The sequence below is a fragment of the Sphingomonas sp. R647 genome, from assembly GCF_020177055.1.
In the GTDB taxonomy this organism is placed as follows: domain Bacteria; phylum Pseudomonadota; class Alphaproteobacteria; order Sphingomonadales; family Sphingomonadaceae; genus Sphingomonas.
Map to the genome: position 1 here is coordinate 132,408 of NZ_JAIQXT010000004.1, position 21,903 is coordinate 154,310.

Below are 21,903 nucleotides of genomic sequence, written 5' to 3' on the forward strand. Positions count from 1 at the left end.
CCGCTAGAGGGCCGCGATGCCCGAAAATTCGACTCCTGATCGCCGCACCTTCGCGATCATCTCTCACCCTGACGCCGGCAAGACCACGCTGACCGAAAAGCTGCTGCTGTTCGGCGGCGCGATCCATCTTGCCGGAGAGGTGAAAGCGCGTGGCCAGGCGCGGCGCGCGCGGTCGGACTGGATGAAGATCGAGCAGCAGCGCGGCATCTCCGTCACCAGCTCGGTGATGACGTTCGAGCGCGACGGCATCACCTTCAACCTGCTCGACACGCCGGGGCATGAGGATTTCAGTGAGGATACCTATCGCACGCTGACCGCGGTCGATTCGGCGGTGATGGTGATCGACGCCGCCAAGGGCATCGAAAGCCAGACGCGCAAGCTGTTCGAAGTGTGCCGGTTGCGCAACGTGCCGATCATCACCTTCGTCAACAAGGTCGATCGCGAAGGCCGCGAGATGTTCGAGATTCTCGATGAGATCGCCGACCTGCTCGCGCTTGATGTCGCGCCGATGACGTGGCCGGTCGGGATGGGCGGACAGTTTGAGGGGATTTACGACCTGGTCGACCATCGCCTGCTGCTGCCCGAGGGTGACAGCCGCGAGTTCCAGGGCAAGGTCGTGCAGACCAGCGGCCTCGATGATCCGCAGCTCGATTCGCTGATCTCGGCGCAGACGCTGGCGAAGGTCCGCGAAGAGGCGGAACTCGGCCTCGCCGGCTATGCGACGTTCGACGGCGACGCCTATCGCAATGGCGACCTGACCCCGGTCTATTTCGGGTCGGCGCTGAAGGAATTCGGGGTCGACTCGCTGATCGACGCGCTCGCCCTGCACGCGCCGCCGCCGCACGCCCTGCCCGCCGAACCCGCGCCGGTGTCGCCCGACTATCCTGAAGTCACCGGCTTCGTGTTCAAGGTTCAGGCGAACATGGACCCCAACCATCGCGATCGCATCGCGTTCATGCGGCTGGTGTCCGGCACGTTCAAACGCGGCATGAAGCTGACCCCGAGCGGGCATGGCAAGCCGATCGCGATCCACTCACCGATCATGTTCTTCGCCCAGCAGCGCGAACTGGCGGACGAGGCGTTTCCGGGCGACATCATCGGCATCCCTAACCACGGCACGCTGCGAGTCGGCGACACGCTGAGCGAAAAAGCCGGGGTTCGCTTTACCGGCCTGCCCAACTTCGCGCCGGAGATCCTGCGTCGCGTAGTGCTCAAGGATCCGACCAAGACCAAGCAGCTGCGCAAGGCGCTGGACGATCTGTCCGAAGAGGGCGTGATCCAGGTGTTTTACCCCGAAATCGGGTCGAACTGGATCATCGGCGTGGTCGGGCAGCTTCAGCTCGAAGTGCTGCTCAGCCGCCTCGATGCCGAATACAAGGTCGGCGCGGTGCTCGAGCCCGCACCGTTCGACACCGCACGCTGGGTCGGCGGCGAAGCAGGCGACGTGAAGGAATTCATGGACCTCAACCGCACCGCCATGGCCAAGGACCGCGACGGCAACCCCGTCTTCCTCGCCAAGTCGGCATGGGAAGTCAGCTATATCGCCGACCGCTATTCCAAGGTGAAATTCATGGCGACGCGCGAGCGTTGATCTGTTGGAAAGACCGCACCAGCCCGCTCCCCCACCCGGCCACCCATATCATGCTACCGCTGGGTAGCCGGGTGGAGGAGCGGGCTGGTGCCGCCTAACTGAATCGAATCGAGTTACTCCGGGCGCGCGCGCGCCTGGGGGTAGGTGCCGAGTACCCGCATCGATTTGGTGTGGAACTTGAGTTCCTCGAGCGCGCGGTCGACCGCCGCATCGCCCGGGCGACCGACGATGTCGCAATAAAATTCGGTCGCCGCGAAGCTGCCGCCACGCTGGTAGCTTTCGAGCTTGGTCATGTTGACGCCATTGGTCGCGAAGCCGCCCAGCGCCTTGTACAGTGCCGCAGGAATATTCTTCACCTCGAACACGAAGGTGGTCATGTATGGCCCATGGTCGCGCAGCGGCGGCGCGCTGCGCGCCAGCATGACGAATCGGGTCATGTTATGGTCCGCGTCGGCGACGTCGCTGTCGAACACCGTCAGGCCATAGAGCGGCGCGGCACCCGGAGGGGCCAGTGCGGCGACCTGCGGATCGCCGGCCTCCGCCACGACTGCCGCAGCACCGGCGGTGTCGGGGTATGAGAGTGGCGCGATCCCCTGCGCCTTCAGCCAGTGGCGGCACTGACCCAGCGCCTGCGGATGGCTCATCGCCTGACGCACCCCGGCGCGGCTGCCAAGGCCCATCAGCGCATACCGGATCGGCAGGAAATGCTCGCCGATGATCACCAGCCCCGATTCGGGCAGCAGGAAATGAATGTCGGCGACGCGCCCGTGCAGCGAATTTTCGATCGGGATCATCGCGCAATCGGCACGCCCGTCGCGCACCGCGTCGATCGCATCCTCAAAGCTGAAACAGGGCAAGGGCAGCCCGGTCGGGAAGGCTTCGAGCGCCGCCATATGCGAATTTGCGCCCGGCGCGCCCTGAAACGCGACCGCACGCTTGGGCTCCGCCAGAGCGGCCTGCGTCATCCGTTCGACGATCGGGCGGGCGGGGGCTGCAAAATTGTCCATCGGCGCGTGCGCGTAACCGGCGGAGCAACTTGCGGCAAGCCCGGGTTGCGGCAAACAAAAGGCCCGACTAAAGAACCCGGCCAAGATCAACACGGGGCAGAACGGGCGCACATGGACAATCGCATGAACACGATCGCAGGCTGGGTCCTGTTCGGCTGTGCCTCGGCGCTCGGCCTGTCGATCGCCAGCGGCATGATCTATCATGGCGGAAAGCCCGAAAAGGAAGGCTATCCGGTCGAGAGCGCCGACGGCGCCGAGGGTGACGGCGGTCCCGCAGCGGTCGAGCCGATCGCCAACCGCCTGGCCAAGGCCGATGTCGCCAAGGGGCAGGCATCGTTCGCCAAATGCTCGGCATGCCACTCGATCACTCAGGGCGGCGCAAACGGCGTCGGCCCGAATCTGTGGGATTCGCTGGGCAAGCCGCACGGCCATGTCGCCGGATTCGCCTATTCGGATGCGCTCAAGGCGGTTCCGGGCAATTGGGACTTCGCAGCGATGGACGCATGGCTTGCCAGCCCGCGTAAATATGCCGCTGGCACCAAGATGACCTTTGCCGGTCTGTCGGACCCGCAGGAGCGCGCCAACGTCATCGCCTATATGAATGCGCAGGGTTCGAACCTCCCGCTCCCGGCACCCGAAGCGGCTCCGGCCGAGGGTGAGGAAGCGACGATCGAGAATGCGATTACGCCCACCGAAATGGGCAATGCCGGTACCCCGGCATCGGGCGCGCCTTCGGTCGATCCGGCTGCTGCCGAGGAAGCCGCGAAGAAGGAATAACTCCGGTTGTGCAATCGCAGGTCGGAATGCAAAAAGGGCGGCCTCGACGGGCCGCCCTTTTCGTTTCGCGGATTATCCCTTCCGCTCTTCCCAGAATTTCTGGACGATCGCCCAGCCCTCTTCGGCCGTTTCGCAGAAGTGGAACAGGCCAAGGTCGCGCGGGCTGATCACGCCCTCCTCCACCAGCGCCTCGAAATTGACCACGCGGGTCCAGAAGTCCTTGCCGTAGAACAGCACCGGGATCGGCGCGATCTTGCCGGTCTGGATCAGCGTCAGCAGCTCGAACGATTCGTCGAACGTGCCGAACCCGCCCGGGAACACCGCCACGGCGCGGGCACGGAGCAGGAAGTGCATCTTGCGCAGCGCGAAATAGTGGAACTGGAAGCTGAGCGACGGGGTGACATATTCGTTGGGCGCCTGCTCATGCGGCAGCACGATGTTGAGCCCGACCGATTCGCAGCCCTTTTCGGTCGCGCCGCGATTCGCCGCTTCCATGATCGACGGCCCACCGCCCGAAGTGACGACGAAATGGCGGTCGCCATTCTCGTCAACCGGGTAGCAGCTGGCGAGCCCCGCCAGCTCCCGCGCAACGTCGTAATATTTCGACTTCTCGATCAGCCGCTCGGCAATGCGGCGCGACTGGTCGTCGGTGGCAAGGTCGAGCAACGCCTGCGCCTTGACCGGTTCGGGAATCCGCGCCGAGCCATAGATGACGAACAGCGACGCGATCTTCGCCTCGTCCATCAACACGCTGGGCTTGAGCAGCTCCAGCTGGAAACGCACCGGGCGCAGATCCTCACGCAACAGGAACTCCATGTCCTGAAAGGCGAGGCGGTAGGCCGGGTGTTCGGTCTGGGGGGTGGAGACGGCGGTCCGAGCGGTCTCCGCATCCTGGCTCGCGCGGGCAAAGACGCGCGACGGCACTTTCTTGTCTGTCATTGGCGCGGGATTAGCGGGTTTCGGTGCCGAGGCAAAGTGTCGAGCGTCACCGACAGAACGACTTGCCGCCCATGTCGAAATGGAAGTGGTTGGCGTGCGCGCTGTTGTACTCCGGCCCCAGCACCGTGGTGAAGCGGCGACAGGCCGATTTGTGGACCACCCGCAGGAATTCGCGCTCCTCCGCCGTCCCGCCGCTCCAGTCGCCCAGCACGCTGATCTTACGGCCGTCGCGCAGGACAAAGGCCGCGACATCCACCGCATTGCCCAGCCCATGTTCGGAGACCCGCCCCGCCGAAGCCGCGCTGCCGCCGACAATGCCACGACAGGCATAGGTGCCATAGGTCTCCACCCGCACCAGTTCACCGCCCAGGATTTCGCGTGCGGCGGGGACCGCGGCGTGACGCATCCACGCGATGAAATTGCGCGCGAGCGGACAGCGCATTGCCTTCAGCCCAGACACGGGAATGCCGACATCGATCAGCTGCACCGCGCCGATGACCTGGCATCCGCCGCCATAATCGCGGTCCGGCAGCGGGCTGAACCGCACCTGCGCACGCGACAAATCGGCATAGCATTGTTGTGTCTCGCGGCTGGTCGGCAGGTCGAGCGTCACCGGCCCGCGCGGATCGGGCCGCACGGGTGCGCGCGGCGGCGCACGGTCATTGCCCCCGCCGAACAGACATCCGGCGAGGAGAAGCGGCAGGGACAGGGTCAGAAGAACACGCGTGACCATGCCCCCCTCTAACCCATTATGGTTAACCGCTGCTTATCCGGCGCTTCCCGATTCGACGAACCGACGCGGTCGCGCGTCCGCCGTTATGTTTCTACCGGGGTCACGCGGACGATTCGCAGCGTGCGCGGCTGGCCCTCACGATCCGGCCACAGGATTGCGCCCCCCTCGGACATGCCGATCAATCCCGCGCCGACCGGCGTCAGGATCGAAACCTTGCCCGCCGCCACATCTGCCTCGGCAGGGAGCACCAGCCGCACCGACCGGCGTGATCCGCTGCCTTCGTCGACGAAATCGACCTGTGCGTTCAGTGTGACCACTCCCGGGGGCAAATCGCCCGCAGCATGCACGTCGGCGCGATCGAGTTCGTCCATCAGGCGTTGGGCAAGCATCGGCTCGGATGCGCTGACACGCATCGCCAGATCTGCGATTCGGTCATATTCGGTGTCGATGACATGGAGGGGGGGCTGTGCGGTTGCGACGAGGGGGGAATCGGGACTCATGTCGGGCCTTTCGGTCTCGGAACAGGGTCGCGCGCAGTCGAAACGCTGCACGCGCCGTTGAATTGAACTGAGTGGAGATCCCGGACCTGACAGGCGTTCGCCGTATGAAAGGCCCGGGCTAGACGCGCGCCGCCGATTGGCCCGCGTGAACGCGGCATCGCTGAAAGAGGACCGGCCTGATCATCCGGCGATGATGGATCCCTCGCCCTTTCGTGTCAAACGCTCCGGCCGGCATGCGCCGCAGATCGATTGACAGCGCCCGCCAAATCGTTAGGGCCGCCGACGGGCCACGCGGTCCCAACGCCGCGCGTGCTCTCTGCGAGGAGAGACTGACATGACTGAGTTTGTTGCCGCCGACGCCGGAACTGCGTCCATTGCCAAGCCCGCCACCCGGCCGGCTCGCCCCCATTTCTCTTCGGGTCCCTGCGCCAAGCCTCCGGGCTGGGATGCATCGAAGCTCGCGACCGAGGTCCTTGGACGCTCGCACCGCTCGAAGCTCGGCAAGACCCGCCTCCAATATTGCATCGACCTGATGCGTGAGATGCTGCGCCTGCCCGACACGCACCGTATCGGCATCGTCCCCGGTTCCGACACCGGTGCGTTCGAAATGGCGATGTGGACGATGCTCGGCGCGCGCGGCGTAACCACGCTCGCCTGGGAAAGCTTCGGTGAAGGTTGGGTCACCGATGCCGTCAAGCAGCTCAAGCTCGATCCGACGATCGTCCGCGCCGATTATGGCCAGCTGCCCGACCTGACCGCGATCGACTGGTCGACCGACGTGCTGTTCACCTGGAATGGCACCACCAGCGGCGTGCGCGTGCCCAATGGCGACTGGATCCCCGACGACCGCGAAGGTCTGACCTTCGCCGATTCGACCAGCGCGGTGTTCGCGTACGACCTGCCGTGGGACAAGATCGATGTCGCGACGTTCAGCTGGCAGAAGGTGCTCGGCGGTGAAGGCGGCCATGGCGTCCTGATCCTCGGCCCGCGCGCCGTCGAGCGGCTCGAAAACTACACCCCCGCCTGGCCGCTGCCCAAAGTGTTCCGCCTGATGGCGAAGGGCAAGCTGGCCGAAGGCGTGTTCAAGGGCGAGACGATCAACACCCCGTCGATGCTGGCGGTCGAGGATGCGATCTTCGCGCTCGAATGGGCCAAGGGTCTGGGCGGGCTCGAGGGCCTGATCGCACGCAGCGACGCCAATGCGGCCGCGCTCGACCAGCTCGTCGCCGAGCGCGACTGGCTCGGCCATCTCGCCGCCGATCCCGCGTCGCGCTCGAAGACCAGCGTGTGCCTGACCGTCGAGGGCGCCGACGAAGCCTTCATCAAGAAGTTCGCGTCGCTGCTCGAGGCAGAACACGCCGCCTATGACATCGCCGGCTATCGCGATGCCCCGGCGGGCCTGCGCATCTGGTGCGGTGCGACGGTCGACACCGCCGATGTCGCGGCGCTCGGCCCGTGGCTCGACTGGGCCTACGCGACCGCGAAGACCGCGTAATCCTCGCCCCGGCGCAGGCTGGGGCCGCCATCTAGCATTCCCAAACTTATCGGCCCCGGCCTTCGCCGGGGCGACGGAGACGATCCATGCCCAAGGTACTCATCAGCGACAAAATGGACCCCAAGGCCGCCCAGATTTTCCGCGAGCGCGGGGTCGAGGTGGACGAAATCACCGGCAAGACGCCGGAAGAGCTGAAGGCGATCATCGGCCAGTATGACGGCCTGGCCATCCGCAGCTCGACCAAGGCGACCAAGGAAATCATCGACGCCGCGACCAACCTCAAGGTCATCGGCCGCGCCGGCATCGGCGTCGACAATGTCGACATCCCCTATGCCTCCTCGAAGGGCGTGGTGGTGATGAACACCCCGTTCGGCAATTCGATCACCACCGCCGAGCATGCCATCGCCCTGATGTTCGCGCTCGCGCGCCAGCTGCCCGAGGCGAACGCCCAGACCCAGGCGGGCCTGTGGCCGAAGAACGGCTTCATGGGCGTCGAAGTGACTGGCAAGACCCTCGGCCTGATCGGCGCGGGCAATATCGGGTCGATCGTCGCCGACCGCGCGCTTGGCCTGAAGATGAAGGTGATCGCGTTCGACCCGTTCCTGTCGCCCGAACGCGCCGTCGAGCTGGGCGTCGAGAAGGTCGAGCTGGATGGCTTGCTCGCCCGCGCCGACTTCATCACGCTGCACACGCCGCTGACCGACCAGACGCGCAACATCCTGAGTCGCGACAATCTGCTCAAGACCAAGAAGGGCGTGCGCATCATCAACTGCGCGCGCGGCGGGCTGGTCGATGAGGCGGCGGTCAAGGAGCTGCTCGACAGCGGGCATATCGCCGGCGCAGCGCTCGACGTGTTCGTTACCGAACCGGCCAAGGAACATGACCTGTTCGGCACCCCGAACTTCGTCGCCACCCCGCATCTGGGTGCATCGACCAGCGAAGCGCAGGTCAATGTCGCGATCCAGGTTGCCGAGCAGATGGCCGATTACCTCGTCAATGGTGGCGTCACCAACGCGCTCAACGTCCCTAGCCTGACTGCCGAGGAAGCGCCGCGCGTGAAGCCGTACATGGCGCTCGCCGAAAAGCTGGGCAGCCTGGTCGGTCAGCTCACCACCGGCACTATCCCGCGCGTCTCGGTGCACAGCGAGGGCGCGGCGACCGAGGTCAACCAGAAGCCGATCGTCAGCGCAGTGCTGGCCGGGTTCCTGCGCACCCAGACCGACACGGTCAACATGGTCAACGCCCCCTTCCTCGCCAAGGAGCGCGGGATCGAGGTGCGTGAGGTCAAGACCGAGAAGGAAGGCGATTACCACACGCTGATCCGCGTCGCGGTCAAGACCGACTCGGGCGAGCGCTCTGTCGCCGGCACGCTGTTCAACAACCGCGAGCCGCGGCTGGTCGAACTGTTCGGGATCAAGATCGAGGCCGATCTCGCCGGTAACATGCTCTACGTCGTCAACGAGGACGCGCCGGGCTTTATCGGCCGCATCGGTACCGCGCTGGGCGATGCCGGCGTCAACATCGGCACCTTCCACCTTGGCCGCCGCGATGCCGGTGGCGAAGCGGTGCTGCTGCTGTCGGTCGACGAAGCGGTGACGCCGGAGCTGATCGGTCGCGTCCGCGCGCTGCCGGGCGTCAAGACTGCCATGGCGCTCAAGTTCTGAGGCGCTTATGGGGGCGGGCATGAACGGACTACTTCCCGAAGGATTCCACGACCGCCTGCCCCCGCTTGCCGATGCAGCGGCCACCCTCGAATCGCGCGTGCTCGATGTCGCGCGGTTGCATGGCTATGAGCGCGTCGATCCCCCGCTTGCCGAGTTCGAGGAGTCGCTGGGCCAGCGGCTCAAGGCGGCGAGCGGCAAGGATGCGGTGCGCTTCACCGATCCTGTGTCACGCCGCACGCTGGCGATTCGTCCCGACATTACCGCGCAGGTCGGTCGCATTGCCGCGACACGCATGGCGCACCACCCGCGCCCCGTGCGCCTGTCTTATGCCGGCCAGGTGCTCAAGCTGCGCGCCAGCGAGCTGCGGCCCGAGCGCGCGATGCGCCAGATTGGCTGCGAACTGATCGGGCGCGACAGTATCGAAGCGGCGCGCGAGATCGTGACCGTGGCGGTGGCGGCGCTGGAAGCGGCGGGCGTCCCTGGCCTCGCGATCGACTTCACCTTGCCCGATCTGGTCGAGCAGCTTGCTCCTGATATGGCGGCCGAGCAGCTGACCGCGCTGCGCGCGGCGCTCGACGCCAAGGATGCCGCCGCCGTCGCCGCGATGGACCCTGCATTCCTCCCGCTGATCGAGGCGGCGGGACCGTTCGATACGGCGATCGCCCGGCTGCGCGCACACGATACCGGCGGCGCGCTGACCAGCCGTCTCGACGGGCTCGAGGCGGTCGCGCAGGCGGTGGCAGGCAAGGCTGCGCTGACGCTCGACCCGACCGAACGCCATGGCTTTGAATATCAAAGCTGGATCGGCTTCTCGCTGTTCGCGCGCGGCGTGCGCGGTGAGATCGGGCGGGGCGGCAGCTATTCGGTGCTCGGCGCGCAGGGTGAGGAACCGGCCGTGGGCTTTTCACTCTATGCCGATCCGCTGCTCGACGCGGGACTGGCCCCGGCGGAGCGGCGGCGGCTGTTCCTGCCATTCGGCACCGACGCGAACACGGCGGCGCATTGGCGCAGCGAGGGCTGGGTCGCGGTCGCCGCGCTTGATGCGGATGACAGCGCGCAGGCGCAGCTCTGTACGCACGTTCTGAACAACGGCGAGCCCTGCCCGGTTTAAGCGTGTTTTCAGCTGCGCTGAACCGGCACCGGCCCGCTCCCCCACCCGGCCACCCAGCGACAGCGTATTCTATGGGTGGCCGGGTGGGGGAGCGGGCCGGTGCCGCCAGACAGAAAAGGCGCTAATCCAGCGGTTCGACCAGCAGGTCCGCCCACTCGGGATGCTTGCGGATATAGGCGGCGACGAACGGGCATTGCGGCACAACGCTCAGGCCCCGCGCCCGTGCTTCGGACAGGCCGTGGCGGATCAGCCGGCTGGCAATCCCCCGTCCCTCCAGCGCGGGCGGAACGATCGTGTGGGTGAAGGTGATGACGTCACCCGTGATCACATATTCGGCGCGCGCCAGATCGCCATCCACGGTCAGTTCGAACTGGTGCCGCTCCACATTGTCGTGAATCGCGTCAGAATCCATCACCCGCCTCCTGATTGCCGTGCATCCGGGTGAATGGTAGCGATCCGGGGACGGAGGACAATCGCTTGAAGCTACGCCTGTTCAGCCTGATCGCGGCGGCCCTGATGCTCGGTGCTGCCGCCTCTCCCGGAAAGCCGGTGCGCGATGGCCAGCGCATCGAATGGACGATGGGTGAGGGTCGCAAGGTCTATCGCCTGGGCGACCTCACCGCAGTGTTCGACCGCGTCCAGTGCGCGCCGCTGGGCGAGGAGTGCGAAGACGGCGATGTCGACCCGGTGCTGACGATCACCCGCGCCGACGGATCAAGCGTCAAGCTCGACGGGTCGCCGATGCAGAATATCCTGATGCTCGGTCGCCTCAGCAAGGATGGACCGGTCGTCGCCTTCTTCCAGGACTATACCGGGGGGATGCACTGCTGCCAGCGGATGCGTGTCGTCACCCCGGCGGGCGATGCACTCAAGGTTGCCGAGTTGGGCGGCTATGACGGCGCCGAGATCGGCTGGCCACGCGACGTGGACGGTGACGGGATTCGCGATTTCGTGGTGAGCGATGATCGCTTTCTCTACGCCTTTGAGAGCTATGCCGCGAGCGTCGCGCCGCCCAAGGTACTGAACGTCGTCGACGGCACCGTCCGCGATGTGTCAGCAAACCCCGGCTACGCGAAAATCTTCGAAAAGGCCGCCGCAAGCGCGCGCAAGGCGTGCATCGGGGAGGAGTATCCCAACGGTTCCTGCGCCGCCTGGGCCGCCGCCGCCGCACGGCTCGGCACGCTCGACGCGGTCTGGCCGGTGATCCTTGTCGAATATCGCAAGGACCCTGCCGCCTGGCCTGACCGCTGCAAGGTCGATCGCAGCGAGGACGGCATCTGCCCCGAGGGCCAGTTGATCGAATATCCCGATTATCCCGCCGGACTGCGCGCATTCCTTGTGGAGACTGGCTATATCCCCGCCGCATGAGTGACCCGCGCGACGTTTTACACACGACCTTCGGCTTTCCAGACTTTCGCGGCGTCCAGCGCCAGGTGGTCGACCGCGTGCTCGCGGGACAGCGCACGCTTGCGGTGATGCCGACCGGTGCGGGCAAGTCGCTGACCTATCAGCTGCCCGCGACAATGATGGACGGCACCTGCGTCGTGATCTCGCCGCTGATCGCGCTGATGCATGACCAGCTGCGCGCCGCCGAGGCGGTGGGCATCCGCGCGGCGACGCTGACCAGCGTTGACGAGAACCGCGCCGAAACGATCGAGCGCTTCCGCAACGGCGATCTCGACCTGCTCTATGTCGCGCCCGAGCGCGCGTCGAACGGCAGCTTCCGCGATCTGCTGCGCTCCGCCCCGCTCGCTCTGTTCGCGATCGACGAAGCGCATTGCGTCAGCGAATGGGGCCACGATTTCCGTCCCGATTACCGCCTGCTGCGCCCGCTGATGGACGCGTTTCCGGACGTCCCCCGGCTCGCGCTGACTGCGACCGCAGACGAACATACGCGCGCGGACATCCTCAACCAGCTCGGCATCGCCGAGGACGGGCTGATCGTCGCCGGGTTCGACCGGCCCAATATCCGTTACCAGATCGCCCCGCGCGACAATGTGCCGCGCCAGGTCGCCGACTTCATCGCCGCTCAGTCCGGCCCCGGCATCGTCTATGCCCAGACGCGCAAGGCGGTGGAGCAGCTGGCGGAAAAGCTCGCCGCGACCGGACGCCCGACCCTGCCCTATCACGCCGGGCTCGACCCCGCGGTGCGCCGCCGCAACCAGGCCGCGTTCGTGTCGAGCGAGGACATGGTGATCGTCGCCACGGTCGCGTTCGGCATGGGGATCGACAAGCCCGATGTCCGCTTCGTCGTCCATGCCGGCCTGCCCAAGTCGATCGAGGCCTATTATCAGGAAACCGGGCGCGCTGGCCGCGACGGCGACCCCGCGCTTGCCCAGTTGTATTGGGGTGCCGATGATTTCGCCCGCGCGCGCCAGCGCATGGCCGAGGTCGAGCCCGAGCGGCAGCCGGGCGAGCGCGCGCGGCTCAACGCATTGGGCGCGCTGGTCGAGACCGCCGGATGCCGTCGCGCGATCCTGCTGCGCCATTTCGGCGAGGAACCGCCCGCGACCTGCGGCAATTGCGACAATTGCCTTGAGGCGCCCAAGGCGATCGACGCCAGCGTGACCGCCCAGAAATACCTCTCCGCCGTGTTCCGCACCGGCCAAAGCTTCGGCGCGACCTATATCGAGCAGGTGCTGACCGGCCAATCGAGCGAACGCAGCCTGATGAACGGGCATGAGGCGCTGTCGGTCTGGGGGATCATCGAGGGGGATGAGGCGGCGCTGATCAAGCCGGTCGGCCGCGCGCTGCAGCTGCGCGACGCGCTGCGCACCAATCCGCATGGCGGGCTGGAATTCGGTCCCGGCGCACGCCCGATCCTGAAGGGTGAGGCCACGCTCGACCTTGTCCTTCAGCCCAAGCGCGAACGGCGGCGCAAGGGCGCAAGCAGCGGCGGCGTGCCCAATCCGGTCGGCGATCCGCTGTTCGAAGCGCTGCGCGACAAGCGCCGCACGCTGGCGCAGGCTGGCGCGGTGCCGCCCTATGTCATCTTCCACGATTCGGTGCTGCGCGAGATGGCGGCGACGCGTCCCGCCACCCTCGCCGATCTGTCGCGCATTCCGGGCATTGGCGCGCGCAAGCTGGCGGATTATGGCGATGCCTTCCTGAACGTGATCCGCGAGGCCGACTGAATGCGCACGATCGACGAGACTATCTCCGTCTCCGCCCAGATTACGCCGGCCGACGTGACCGAACTGGCGCGCGCGGGCTTCAAGGCAATCGTCAACAACCGCCCGGACGAGGAAGAGCCCGGCCAGCCCGAGGGCGATGCGATCCGCGCGGTCGCGCAGACGCTGGGCCTGTCCTATCACGCTATCCCCGTCACCCATGCCGGCTTCTCGATGCCGCAGGTTGAGGCGATGCGCGCCGCGATCGAGGGGGCTGGCGGCCCGGTCTTCGCCTATTGCCGGTCGGGCACGCGCTCGACCAATTTGTGGGCACTGGCCGAGGCAAGCCGGGGCGGCGATCCCGAAACGCTGATCGGCAAGGCGGCACAGGCGGGGTACGATATCAGCGGCCTGCGCCCGATGCTCGACGCCTTATCGGGCAAGGCGTGACGACATGAACTGGTGGCTCGCCGCCGGGTCGCTCGCCGCAGTGCTGGCGCTGGGCGGTATCGCGCGGCTGCTCGGCCTGGGTGGCGCACAGCGACTTGAGACCGGCGACGACGCGATCAAGCTCGCCGAAGCGCTGGTGTCCGGGTTCGAGGGCAAGGTCGGCATCGTCGCCACCGATGGCCAACGCGCCGCGGTTGTGGGTGGGCCAAGCGATCTGGTGGTGATCGAACCGCTCGGCGCGCGTCACCGGGCGACCCGGTACAAGCACGCGCGCGTCGTCATGGCGCACCCCGCAGCAGACGGCACCAAAATCACGCTGGAGCTTCAGCCCGCGATGATGTTCCGCATTACCGTTGCCGATGCTGACGCCGCGCGGGCCTTTACCGAAACGCTAGGCTGACCATTGCCAAGGGCTCTTCGACGCGCTTATTTACACGCGTGTAAGGAGAGTAGATGCCCAACCTGCCGGACCCGGTCGATCTCGCCGTCCCGGCCTTCGTCGTGCTGGTGCTGGCGGAGATGGTCGCCGCGCGGCTCAAGGACCGCAGCCGTTATTGCCCGCGCGACACGCTGACCTCGCTGATGCTCGGCTTTGGCAGCACGATTGCGGGCGTGCTGGCGGCAGGCTTCGTGTTCGGCATGGCGGTGTGGGTGCACCAGTTCCGCCTCTTCGACATTTCCTATGCCTGGTATTGGTTCGTCCTCGCCTTCGTGCTGGACGATCTGGCCTATTATGTCTTCCACCGCTCGGCGCACCGCGTCCGCTGGTTCTGGGCGAGCCACGTCATCCACCACAGCAGCCAGCATTATAACCTGTCGACCGCGCTGCGGCAGACCTGGACCGGGTTCTTCAGCCTGGGCTTCCTGTTCCGCCTGCCGCTGTTCCTGATCGGCTTTCCGCCGGCGATGATCTTCTTCGTCGCGGGGCTGAACCTCGTCTACCAATTCTGGATCCATACCGAAGTGATCGGGCGGATGCCGCGCTGGTTCGAGGCGGTGATGAACACGCCGTCGCATCACCGCGTCCACCACGCGACCAACCCGCGTTATCTTGATACGAACTATGCCGGGGTGTTCATCATCTGGGACCGCATGTTCGGCACGTTCGAGGCGGAGCGCGATGACGATCGCCCGCGCTATGGCATCGTCAAGAACCTGCCCGACTATAATCTGGTCCGCGCCGCCTTCCACGAATGGTGGGGGATCGCGCAGGACGTGTGGACTGCCCCGAACTGGCACGCGCGCCTCATGTACATGATCGCGCCGCCCGGCTGGAGCCATGACGGCAGTCGCGATACATCCGAGACGATCAAGGCGCGCTGGGAGGCGCGGGAAAAGGCGGGGAAAGCGTGGACGAAGCAGATATCGTCGTCATCGGAGCCGGATCCGGGGGAAGCGCCGCAGCAGGTCGGCTGAGCGAGGACGGCAAGTACAGCGTCGCCGTGCTCGAGGCGGGCGGGCGTAACACCAGCTTCCGCACATTGATGCCCGGCGGCATCGCGATGCAGACGCCCGCGACCAACTATGCCTATGAAACGGTGCCGCAGCCGGGTCTTGACGGCCGCCGCGGATACCAGCCGCGCGGGCGCGGCCTCGGCGGATCGAGCGCGATCAACGCGATGCTCTACATTCGCGGGGTGCCGTGGGACTATGACAATTGGGCGCGGCTCGGCTGTCCCGGTTGGGGCTGGGACGATGTCCTGCCCGTGTTCAAGCGCAGCGAGACCAACGAACACGGCGCAGACGATTTCCGCGGCGGCGAAGGGCCGCTGCATGTCAGCGACCAGAGCTTCGTCCACCCCGGCACCCGCGCCTTCGTCGAGGCGGGGGCAGCGCTGCAGATCCCGCGCAACGCCGATTTCAACGGCGCGCGGCAGGAGGGTATCGGCGTCTATCAGGTGACGCAGAAGGATGGCGAGCGCTGGACCGCCGCGCGCGGCTATCTGAAGGAACGCGCCAACCTCAACATCATCTGCGACGCGACGGTCGAACGCGTGCTGTTCGAGGATGGCCGCGTCTGGGGCGTCGCCTATTCGCGTGGCGGCCAGACCAAAATGATCCGCGCACGTCGCGCCGTCGTGATGGCGGGCGGCGTATTCGGCACGCCACAGACGCTGATGCTGTCGGGCATCGGCCCGGCGGCGCACCTTAAGGAAATGGGGCTTCAAGTCCGCATCGACCGACCGGAAGTGGGCGGCAATCTTCAGGACCATCTCGATTATGTCGCGGCATTCGAGGCGCCGGGGACGCAGTTCCTTGGCCGCTCGCTGCGCGGGTCGCTGGCCGGGCTTGGTGGCATGTGGCGCTGGTTCCGCAGCCGGACGGGCATGATGACCTCTCCCTATGCGGAAGGGGGTGCGTTCCTGAAGAGCGATCCCGCGCTGGAGGTGCCTGACATTCAGCTCCATTTCCTGATCGCGATCGTCGAGGATCATGGCAGGGCGAAGGTGAAGGCGCATGGCTTTAGCTGCCATGCCTGCGTCCTGCGTCCCGAAAGCCGGGGGACGGTGCGGCTGAAGTCCGTCGATCCGCGCGCGGCGCCGCTGATCGATCCGCAATTCCTGTCCGACCCGCGCGACCTGGCCGGGCTGATGAAGGGGACGCGGATGATGTACCGGATCCTTGAGCAAGAGCCGCTCGCCGCGTTCGGCGGCAAGGACCGCTACCCGTTCGACGACGATGCGACGCTGGAGCGGCTGATCCGCGCGCGGGCCGACACGATCTACCACCCGGTCGGCACCGCACGGATGGGATCGGACGCGGACGCGGTGTGCGACCCGCAGTTGCGCGTGCGTGGGGTGGATGGGCTGTACATCGCCGATGCCTCGATCATGCCGCGCCTGATCGGGGGTAACACCAATGCGCCGAGCATCATGATCGGCGAACGCTGCGCCGACTTCGTAAAGGCGGACCTCGCATAAAAAAAGGGCCGGTGCTTTCGCACCAGCCCAGTCGTCCGCAGGAGGAACATCGTGAGGGGCCGCACCGCATGGGCGCGGCCCCAATTTCGTCAGTAGTTGTAGGCGCGCTCGCCATGCTCGTTGAGATCGAGACCCTCGACCTCGACTTCCGCCTTCGGGCGCAGGCCGATCGTGTACTTGAGCGCGAGGAACAGCACCGCGCTGACCACGCCGCTCCATGCGATCGTCCAGCCAACTGCCTTGAGCTGCGTGATGACCTGGGCAACCATGTCATACGCACCTGCAGTGGCGACCGGAGCGCTATAGTCGATCCAGCCCTGACCACCGAGCGCCGGGTCGGCGACGATGCCGGTGCCGATCGCGCCGATGATGCCACCGACCGCGTGGATGCCGAACACGTCGAGCGTGTCGTCATACTTCAGCGCATTCTTCACCGTGGTGACGAAGAAGAAGCAGACCAGCGAAGCAACCGCGCCAAGGATGATCGCGGTACCCGGGTGGGCAAAGCCCGCCGCCGGAGTGATCGCGACGAGACCCGCGACGACACCCGATGCGGCACCCAGCAGCGACGGCTTCTTGTGCACGATCTGCTCGATCACTGCCCAGGCCACGCCTGCCGCCGCGGTGGCGACGAAGGTGTTGACGAAGGCAAGCGCACCGAACGCGTTGGCTTCGAGACCCGATCCGGCGTTGAACCCGAACCAGCCGATCCACAGCAGCGACGCACCGATCATGGTCATCACCAGATTGTGCGGAGGCATCGGCTCGCTCTTGTAGCCGATACGCGGACCGATCACGAGGCAGCCGACCAGGCCAGCGATACCCGCATTGATGTGAACCACGGTGCCGCCCGCGAAGTCGAGCGCGCCCCAGCTCCACAGCAGACCGGTGTCATCCGGCGCAGCGTGCAGGAAGTCCGGGCCAGCCCAGTACCAGACCTGATGTGCGATCGGGAAATATGCGAGCGTCAGCCACGCGACCACGAAGAGGATCAGCGGGGTGAACTTCACGCGCTCCGCGAACGCACCGACGATCAGCGCCGGCGTGATGCATGCAAAGGTCATCTGGAACATGACGAACACGAGTTCGGGGAGGTAGACCCCGTTCGAGAAGGTCGCGGCGAACGTCGTCGGATCGACGCCCGCAAGGAACACCTTCGAGAAGCCGCCGACATATTTGTTGAGGTCGCCGCCGTTGGTGAAGGCCATCGAATAGCCCCAGGCGAACCAGACGAGCGCTGCGACGCAGACGATCGTCAGCACCTGCATCAGCACCGACAACATGTTCTTGGTGCGAACCAGACCGCCATAGAACAGTGCGAGTGCCGGGACGGACATCATCAGCACCAGTGCCGTCGCGACGATCATCCACGCGACGTCGCCCTTGTTGACCATCTCGGCCGTGGGCGTGAAGGGTGCGGCGGGCGCAGCGGCAGCCGCGTCCTGTGCCCAGGCGGGCAGAGCCGCGAACAGCGCGGCTCCCGCGCCTGCGGCCAGTTTGAGTGCAGTTTTCATCGTAACCCCCTTCATCAGAGCGCGGTCTGGTCGGTTTCGCCGGTGCGGATGCGCACGGCCTGACCGACGTCGAGCACGAAGATCTTGCCATCACCGATCGCGCCGGTGTTCGCCGCGGCCTGAACCGCCTCGACCACCCGGCCCGCCAGATCGCTGGCACAGACCACTTCGATTTTGAGCTTGGGCACCATGTTGGTGCTGTATTCCGCGCCGCGGTAGATTTCGGTCTGGCCCTTTTGCCGCCCGAACCCCTTAACCTCGGTCACGGTCATCCCGGCAACACCCAACTCGGTGAGCGCCTCCCGGACGTCATCGAGCTTGAACGGCTTGATGATAGCGATGACGAGTTTCATTCCGCCCCCTTTCGCGTTTGTCCCGGGGAGGCATTCAGCAAAGGGCGTGCCAGAGTCGGAAAAGGCAGGATTCCGGGGATTCCGCGCGATCGAAACGTTACCGAAAGGTAAAAAATTGTGCAGGCGCGAACAACTGCCTAATTTTTAGGCGGCACATTGCGCTGCTCGCACAATAAGCAGATTGCCCAAAACGTCGTTTGACGGAGGCGCGATGACGGGCCTCCCGACCATCGCGGGAACGGTGCTTCGACACGCTCATCATAGACGGCGGTCAGCGCTAAAGCTGGTGCCCGGTGCGGTCGCGCTTGGTCGCGAGATAGGCGGCGTTGTGCGGGTTGGCGGGCAGCTGGTGCGCCACTCGCTCCGCCACCGCGACCCCGGCGGCCTCCAGCCCGGCAACCTTGGCGGGGTTGTTGGTCAGCAGCCGCACATTTCTCTGCCCCAATTGGGTCAGCATCCGCGCGGCTACCCCGAAATCGCGCGCATCGACCGCGAAGCCCAGCCGGGTGTTTGCATCGACCGTATCGAACCCCTGAGCCTGCAGCGCATAGGCGCGCAGCTTGTTGATCAGGCCAATCCCGCGCCCCTCCTGCCGCAGATACAGCAGGATGCCCCAGCCATTGGCGGCGATCGCGCGGATCGCGGCGTGGAGCTGGGGTCCGCAATCGCACTTCAGGCTGCCGAGCACATCACCGGTCAGGCATTCGCTGTGCAGCCGCACCAGCGGCGGATTGCCATCGGGCTGGCCGATCAGCAGCGCGATATGCTCATCCGGCGATTCGGGCGTGCGGAAGGCGACGATCTCGGCATCCTCGGCCCCGACGACGGGCAGCCGCGCGCGAGTAACCAGCCGCAAGCGCGCGGGATCCTCATGCGCCTGAATGTCGGCCGGAGTGATCGCATCGTCGATCCGGTGCCCCGGCCCCTCACCGCGCACGAAGAATGCGGGGAGCAGCCCGGCGATTCGCGCGAGCCGCAGCGCCGCCGCTGCCGCATCGGGCGCCATCGCCGGCACCGCGCGATACGGGCCCTTGAGCGGAACCCGCAGATCAAGCTGGGGATCGGACAGCGCGACCGCCGCGTCAAAATCCAGCCACGGGCGGCGCGCGATCATCACTGGCGAATCCGGAACGGCGGCGGCAGCCTGATTGGCGAGCTTGAGCGTCACCGCGCGGCCCGATGTGATCAGCAACGGCGCTGCGATCCCCGGATCGAACTCGGCGAGCCGACCGGCATCCGCCGTTTCGACCGCCAGCAGCGACAAGGCGCCGGTGCTTCCGCGGATCGCAAGCGGCCAGCCGCGCCGCATCGCGTCGATCGCGCGCGCGGCGGCGCGGGGATCGGGAGCAGTGCCGCTCAAAAGTCGAACTCGGTGACGATCGGGACATGATCCGACGGCTTGAGCCAGCCGCGGCACGGTTCACACACGCGGTGCGCCGTCGCCTGCGCCGCGACGTCGCTACTCGCCCACATATGGTCGAGCCGCCGCCCGCGATCCGACGCCGCCCAGTCCTTTGCGCGATAGCTCCACCAGGTGAAGCAGCGCTCGGGCGCTGGAATGAAGCGGCGGCCAAGATCGACCCAGTCGTTCGCCGCCTGCATCCGCCCCAGCGCCGCGACCTCGATCGGCGTGTGGCTGACCACGTCGAGCAACTGCTTGTGGCTCCAGACATCGCATTCGAGCGGGGCGATGTTGAAATCGCCGGTGACGATCACGGGCAAGCTGCCCAACCCTTCCGACCAGCGCGTCATGCGCTCGACGAAATCGAGCTTCTGGCCGAATTTGGGGTTCTTCTCACGGTCGGGAATATCGCCGCCCGCCGGAACATAGACATTCTCGAGCCGCACGCCATTGGGCAGCCGTACGCCCACGTGCCGCGCCTCGCCATTCGCCTGCCAGTCGAGCCGATCGTCCTCGACCAACGGCACCTTGCTGATGATCGCGACGCCGTGATGCATCCGCTGGCCGTGGATGACGATATGGTCGTACCCCAGCGCGCGCAGCGGCGCGTGCGGGAAATCGCCGTCGATCACCTTGGTTTCCTGAAGACACAGCACATCCGGCGCCTCTTCGCGCAAAAACTGCTCAACGATCTCCATGCGAAAGCGAACGGAGTTGATGTTCCAGGAGGCGATCTTCATCGCGCGTGATCTAGGGGCGATCCCTCGCCGATGCCAGCCCAAGGTTGAGCGGGCTGGCACCGCACCGCCGCGCGAGCGCCGCACATAAACGCCAAAAGGCCCCCGCTCCGGGGGCATGGAGCGAGGGCCGACCTGGCGTTCGTCACGCAGGCGGGACGGGATGTGCCTCAGGCAACAGGGGGAAAAATCCCAAGGCCCCGTCCGCAAAATCCGGTTTAGCGACTCAAAGCTGTCACCAACATGAACGCGAATGTCAGCGACGACCGCCGGTTTTCCGCGGGTCGTTCCAGCGGAACGCTCCGTCGCTGACCGGCGCGTTGAATCGCTGGTTCGACAGGCGGACGGTGGTGCGGTTGTTCTGCGAATCCAGCGCGACCCAGCCTTGGAGCATCAGCCCGCCGGGGGCCGAGGCATTACGCGCGAACACCATCGTGATCCGGCCATATTCGGGCCGCTTGGGGTCATGCGCCTCGACGCTCACGACGTTCGGATTGCCGGTCGGAACCACCTTGGCATAGCGGGCCACATTGCCGTCCGGGTTCATCAGGATGCCGAGCGGCGAATCCTTGACCGGCCAGCGCTGCACCTGCCGCACCGAATAATCGATGAACCACAAGGCGCTGCCATCGGCGACGATCAGCAGCGGGACGCCCTTTTCATACTGAAACCGGATCTTGCCCGGCTTCTTGAGCGTCATCGTGCCATTGAGCGTCTTGCCGACCCGGTCGGTCTGGCTGAACGCGGCGGTCATCGTCTGGGTGGCGCGCAGATGCTGTTGCACCTGCGCGAGGGTGCCCTGCTGCGCGGCGGCAGGCACTGCGAGCGGGAGGGTGATTGCGGCTACGGCCGCGAAGGGGCGAAACATCATGTTAGTGCCAAACATGTCCCGCCCCTGCCGGTTCCGCGTTGAACTTGGTCTGAACGCGTAGGTTGCGGTGCCGGCCCGCTCCCCCACCCGGCCACCCATAGAATACACTGTCGTTGGGTGGCCGGGTGGGGGAGCGGGCCAGCACCGTCACGGCGAAGCTGTCAGATCACGCTTCGCTGCGCGCCTTGACGATCTTGCCCGGCTCACGCGGCGGCTCGCCCTTGGGCAGTGCGTCGACATGCTCCATGCCTTCGGTCACCATGCCCCACACGGTGTACTGGCCGTCGAGGAAGGTCGCGTCGTCGAGGCAGATGAAGAACTGCGAATTGGCGCTGTTCGGATCGTTGGTGCGCGCCATCGAGCACGCGCCACGGACATGCGCTTCGCGGCTAAACTCGGCGGGCAGGTTCGGCTCCTTCGACCCGCTCATGCCGGTGCCGGTCGGATCGCCGCCCTGCGCCATGAACCCGTCGATCACGCGGTGGAACACGACGCCGTCATAGAAGCCGCTGTCGGCCAGCTTGACGATCCGCTCGACATGCTTGGGCGCGAGGTCGGGGCGCAGCTGGATATGAACGTCGCCGGCGTCGAGCGTCATGATGAGGCGCGTCGGAAGATCGGACATCGAAAGGGATACTCCAGAAGGGAAACACTCTGGCACCCCCACTAGGGCGCAGCGGGGCGGGTTGCAAATCGCATCGCGGCTGCGGCGGATTGGCAGCACGATT

At 66.1% G+C, this 21,903-nt stretch carries 22 protein-coding genes; 11 read left to right on the forward strand and 11 right to left on the reverse strand.

The genetic code is table 11. From position 1 onward, the window contains the following. Window positions 1-16 precede the first annotated feature (16 nt). Entirely contained in the window at window positions 17-1,591 is a 1,575-nt protein-coding gene (locus K9B35_RS10705) for a peptide chain release factor 3 (RefSeq protein WP_224921831.1), read from the forward strand. A 113-nt stretch (window positions 1,592-1,704) separates the two neighbouring features. On the opposite strand, the gene K9B35_RS10710 is transcribed toward K9B35_RS10705, so the two are convergent. Then, window positions 1,705-2,598 carry a prephenate dehydratase gene (locus K9B35_RS10710; RefSeq protein ID WP_224921832.1) on the reverse strand — a complete coding sequence of 298 codons (894 nt, stop codon included), beginning with the start codon at window positions 2,596-2,598 and terminating at the stop codon, window positions 1,705-1,707. 111 nt (window positions 2,599-2,709) lie between these two features. Between K9B35_RS10710 and K9B35_RS10715 the strand changes: the two genes are divergently transcribed. Beyond that, window positions 2,710-3,375: a c-type cytochrome gene (locus K9B35_RS10715; RefSeq protein WP_224921833.1), complete on the forward strand. Its 666-nt coding sequence runs from the start codon at window positions 2,710-2,712 to the stop codon at window positions 3,373-3,375. 72 nt (window positions 3,376-3,447) lie between these two features. On the opposite strand, the gene K9B35_RS10720 is transcribed toward K9B35_RS10715, so the two are convergent. The 3 genes from K9B35_RS10720 to rnk all read right to left on the reverse strand — a co-directional run bounded on the left by K9B35_RS10720 (window position 3,448) and on the right by rnk (window position 5,547). Then, the gene (locus tag K9B35_RS10720; RefSeq protein WP_224921834.1) at window positions 3,448-4,314 is read right to left on the reverse strand and encodes an LOG family protein; all 867 of its coding nucleotides are present in this window, start codon (window positions 4,312-4,314) and stop codon (window positions 3,448-3,450) included. 46 nt (window positions 4,315-4,360) lie between these two features. After that, window positions 4,361-5,047 (reverse strand): extensin family protein, encoded by a 687-nt coding sequence (locus tag K9B35_RS10725; protein WP_224921835.1) that lies wholly within the window; start codon window positions 5,045-5,047, stop codon window positions 4,361-4,363. An 83-nt stretch (window positions 5,048-5,130) separates the two neighbouring features. Further along, complete coding sequence (rnk, locus tag K9B35_RS10730; protein ID WP_224921836.1) at window positions 5,131-5,547, reverse strand: nucleoside diphosphate kinase regulator; 417 nt, start codon at window positions 5,545-5,547, stop codon at window positions 5,131-5,133. Window positions 5,548-5,881: 334 nt separating this feature from the next. Between rnk and K9B35_RS10735 the strand changes: the two genes are divergently transcribed. From K9B35_RS10735 to K9B35_RS10745, 3 genes are all read left to right on the forward strand, one after another. After that, window positions 5,882-7,042: a phosphoserine transaminase gene (locus K9B35_RS10735; protein WP_224921837.1), complete on the forward strand. Its 1,161-nt coding sequence runs from the start codon at window positions 5,882-5,884 to the stop codon at window positions 7,040-7,042. Window positions 7,043-7,128: 86 nt separating this feature from the next. After that, window positions 7,129-8,706: a phosphoglycerate dehydrogenase gene (serA, locus tag K9B35_RS10740; RefSeq protein ID WP_224921838.1), complete on the forward strand. Its 1,578-nt coding sequence runs from the start codon at window positions 7,129-7,131 to the stop codon at window positions 8,704-8,706. 19 nt (window positions 8,707-8,725) lie between these two features. After that, window positions 8,726-9,817, forward strand: coding sequence for an ATP phosphoribosyltransferase regulatory subunit (locus K9B35_RS10745; RefSeq protein WP_224921839.1), 1,092 nt, complete (start codon window positions 8,726-8,728; stop codon window positions 9,815-9,817). A gap of 121 nt (window positions 9,818-9,938) precedes the next feature. On the opposite strand, the gene K9B35_RS10750 is transcribed toward K9B35_RS10745, so the two are convergent. Continuing rightward, window positions 9,939-10,229 carry a GNAT family N-acetyltransferase gene (locus K9B35_RS10750; protein WP_224921840.1) on the reverse strand — a complete coding sequence of 97 codons (291 nt, stop codon included), beginning with the start codon at window positions 10,227-10,229 and terminating at the stop codon, window positions 9,939-9,941. 65 nt (window positions 10,230-10,294) lie between these two features. Between K9B35_RS10750 and K9B35_RS10755 the strand changes: the two genes are divergently transcribed. From K9B35_RS10755 to K9B35_RS10780, 6 genes are read left to right on the forward strand one after another with little or no spacing between them, the layout of a single operon-like run. Beyond that, on the forward strand, window positions 10,295-11,185 hold the full coding sequence (locus K9B35_RS10755) for a hypothetical protein (RefSeq protein ID WP_224921841.1): 891 nt from the start codon (window positions 10,295-10,297) through the stop codon (window positions 11,183-11,185). Then, complete coding sequence (gene recQ / locus K9B35_RS10760) at window positions 11,182-12,951, forward strand: DNA helicase RecQ (RefSeq protein ID WP_224921842.1); 1,770 nt, start codon at window positions 11,182-11,184, stop codon at window positions 12,949-12,951. The genes K9B35_RS10755 and recQ overlap by 4 nt, the downstream gene beginning before the upstream one ends. Further along, on the forward strand, window positions 12,952-13,377 hold the full coding sequence (locus K9B35_RS10765; RefSeq protein WP_224921843.1) for a TIGR01244 family sulfur transferase: 426 nt from the start codon (window positions 12,952-12,954) through the stop codon (window positions 13,375-13,377). It abuts the gene before it with no gap. 4 nt (window positions 13,378-13,381) lie between these two features. After that, a complete protein-coding gene (locus K9B35_RS10770; RefSeq protein ID WP_224921844.1) occupies window positions 13,382-13,777 on the forward strand; it encodes a hypothetical protein in 396 nt (131 codons plus the stop codon). Between the two features lie 53 nt (window positions 13,778-13,830). Then, complete coding sequence (locus K9B35_RS10775; protein WP_224921845.1) at window positions 13,831-14,793, forward strand: sterol desaturase family protein; 963 nt, start codon at window positions 13,831-13,833, stop codon at window positions 14,791-14,793. Continuing rightward, window positions 14,727-16,298, forward strand: coding sequence for a GMC family oxidoreductase (locus tag K9B35_RS10780; RefSeq protein ID WP_224921846.1), 1,572 nt, complete (start codon window positions 14,727-14,729; stop codon window positions 16,296-16,298). The genes K9B35_RS10775 and K9B35_RS10780 overlap by 67 nt, the downstream gene beginning before the upstream one ends. Before the next feature lie 89 nt (window positions 16,299-16,387). On the opposite strand, the gene K9B35_RS10785 is transcribed toward K9B35_RS10780, so the two are convergent. The 6 genes from K9B35_RS10785 to K9B35_RS10810 all read right to left on the reverse strand — a co-directional run bounded on the left by K9B35_RS10785 (window position 16,388) and on the right by K9B35_RS10810 (window position 21,800). Next, entirely contained in the window at window positions 16,388-17,812 is a 1,425-nt protein-coding gene (locus K9B35_RS10785; protein ID WP_224921847.1) for an ammonium transporter, read from the reverse strand. 14 nt (window positions 17,813-17,826) lie between these two features. Continuing rightward, the gene (locus tag K9B35_RS10790; RefSeq protein ID WP_145848270.1) at window positions 17,827-18,165 is read right to left on the reverse strand and encodes a P-II family nitrogen regulator; all 339 of its coding nucleotides are present in this window, start codon (window positions 18,163-18,165) and stop codon (window positions 17,827-17,829) included. A 277-nt stretch (window positions 18,166-18,442) separates the two neighbouring features. Next, entirely contained in the window at window positions 18,443-19,474 is a 1,032-nt protein-coding gene (gene ribA / locus K9B35_RS10795; protein WP_224922233.1) for a GTP cyclohydrolase II, read from the reverse strand. Between the two features lie 47 nt (window positions 19,475-19,521). Then, a complete protein-coding gene (locus K9B35_RS10800; RefSeq protein ID WP_224921848.1) occupies window positions 19,522-20,307 on the reverse strand; it encodes an exodeoxyribonuclease III in 786 nt (261 codons plus the stop codon). A gap of 253 nt (window positions 20,308-20,560) precedes the next feature. Continuing rightward, a complete protein-coding gene (locus K9B35_RS10805) occupies window positions 20,561-21,172 on the reverse strand; it encodes a LolA family protein (RefSeq protein ID WP_224922234.1) in 612 nt (203 codons plus the stop codon). A gap of 169 nt (window positions 21,173-21,341) precedes the next feature. Continuing rightward, window positions 21,342-21,800: a peptidylprolyl isomerase gene (locus tag K9B35_RS10810; protein WP_224921849.1), complete on the reverse strand. Its 459-nt coding sequence runs from the start codon at window positions 21,798-21,800 to the stop codon at window positions 21,342-21,344. Window positions 21,801-21,903 lie beyond the last annotated feature (103 nt).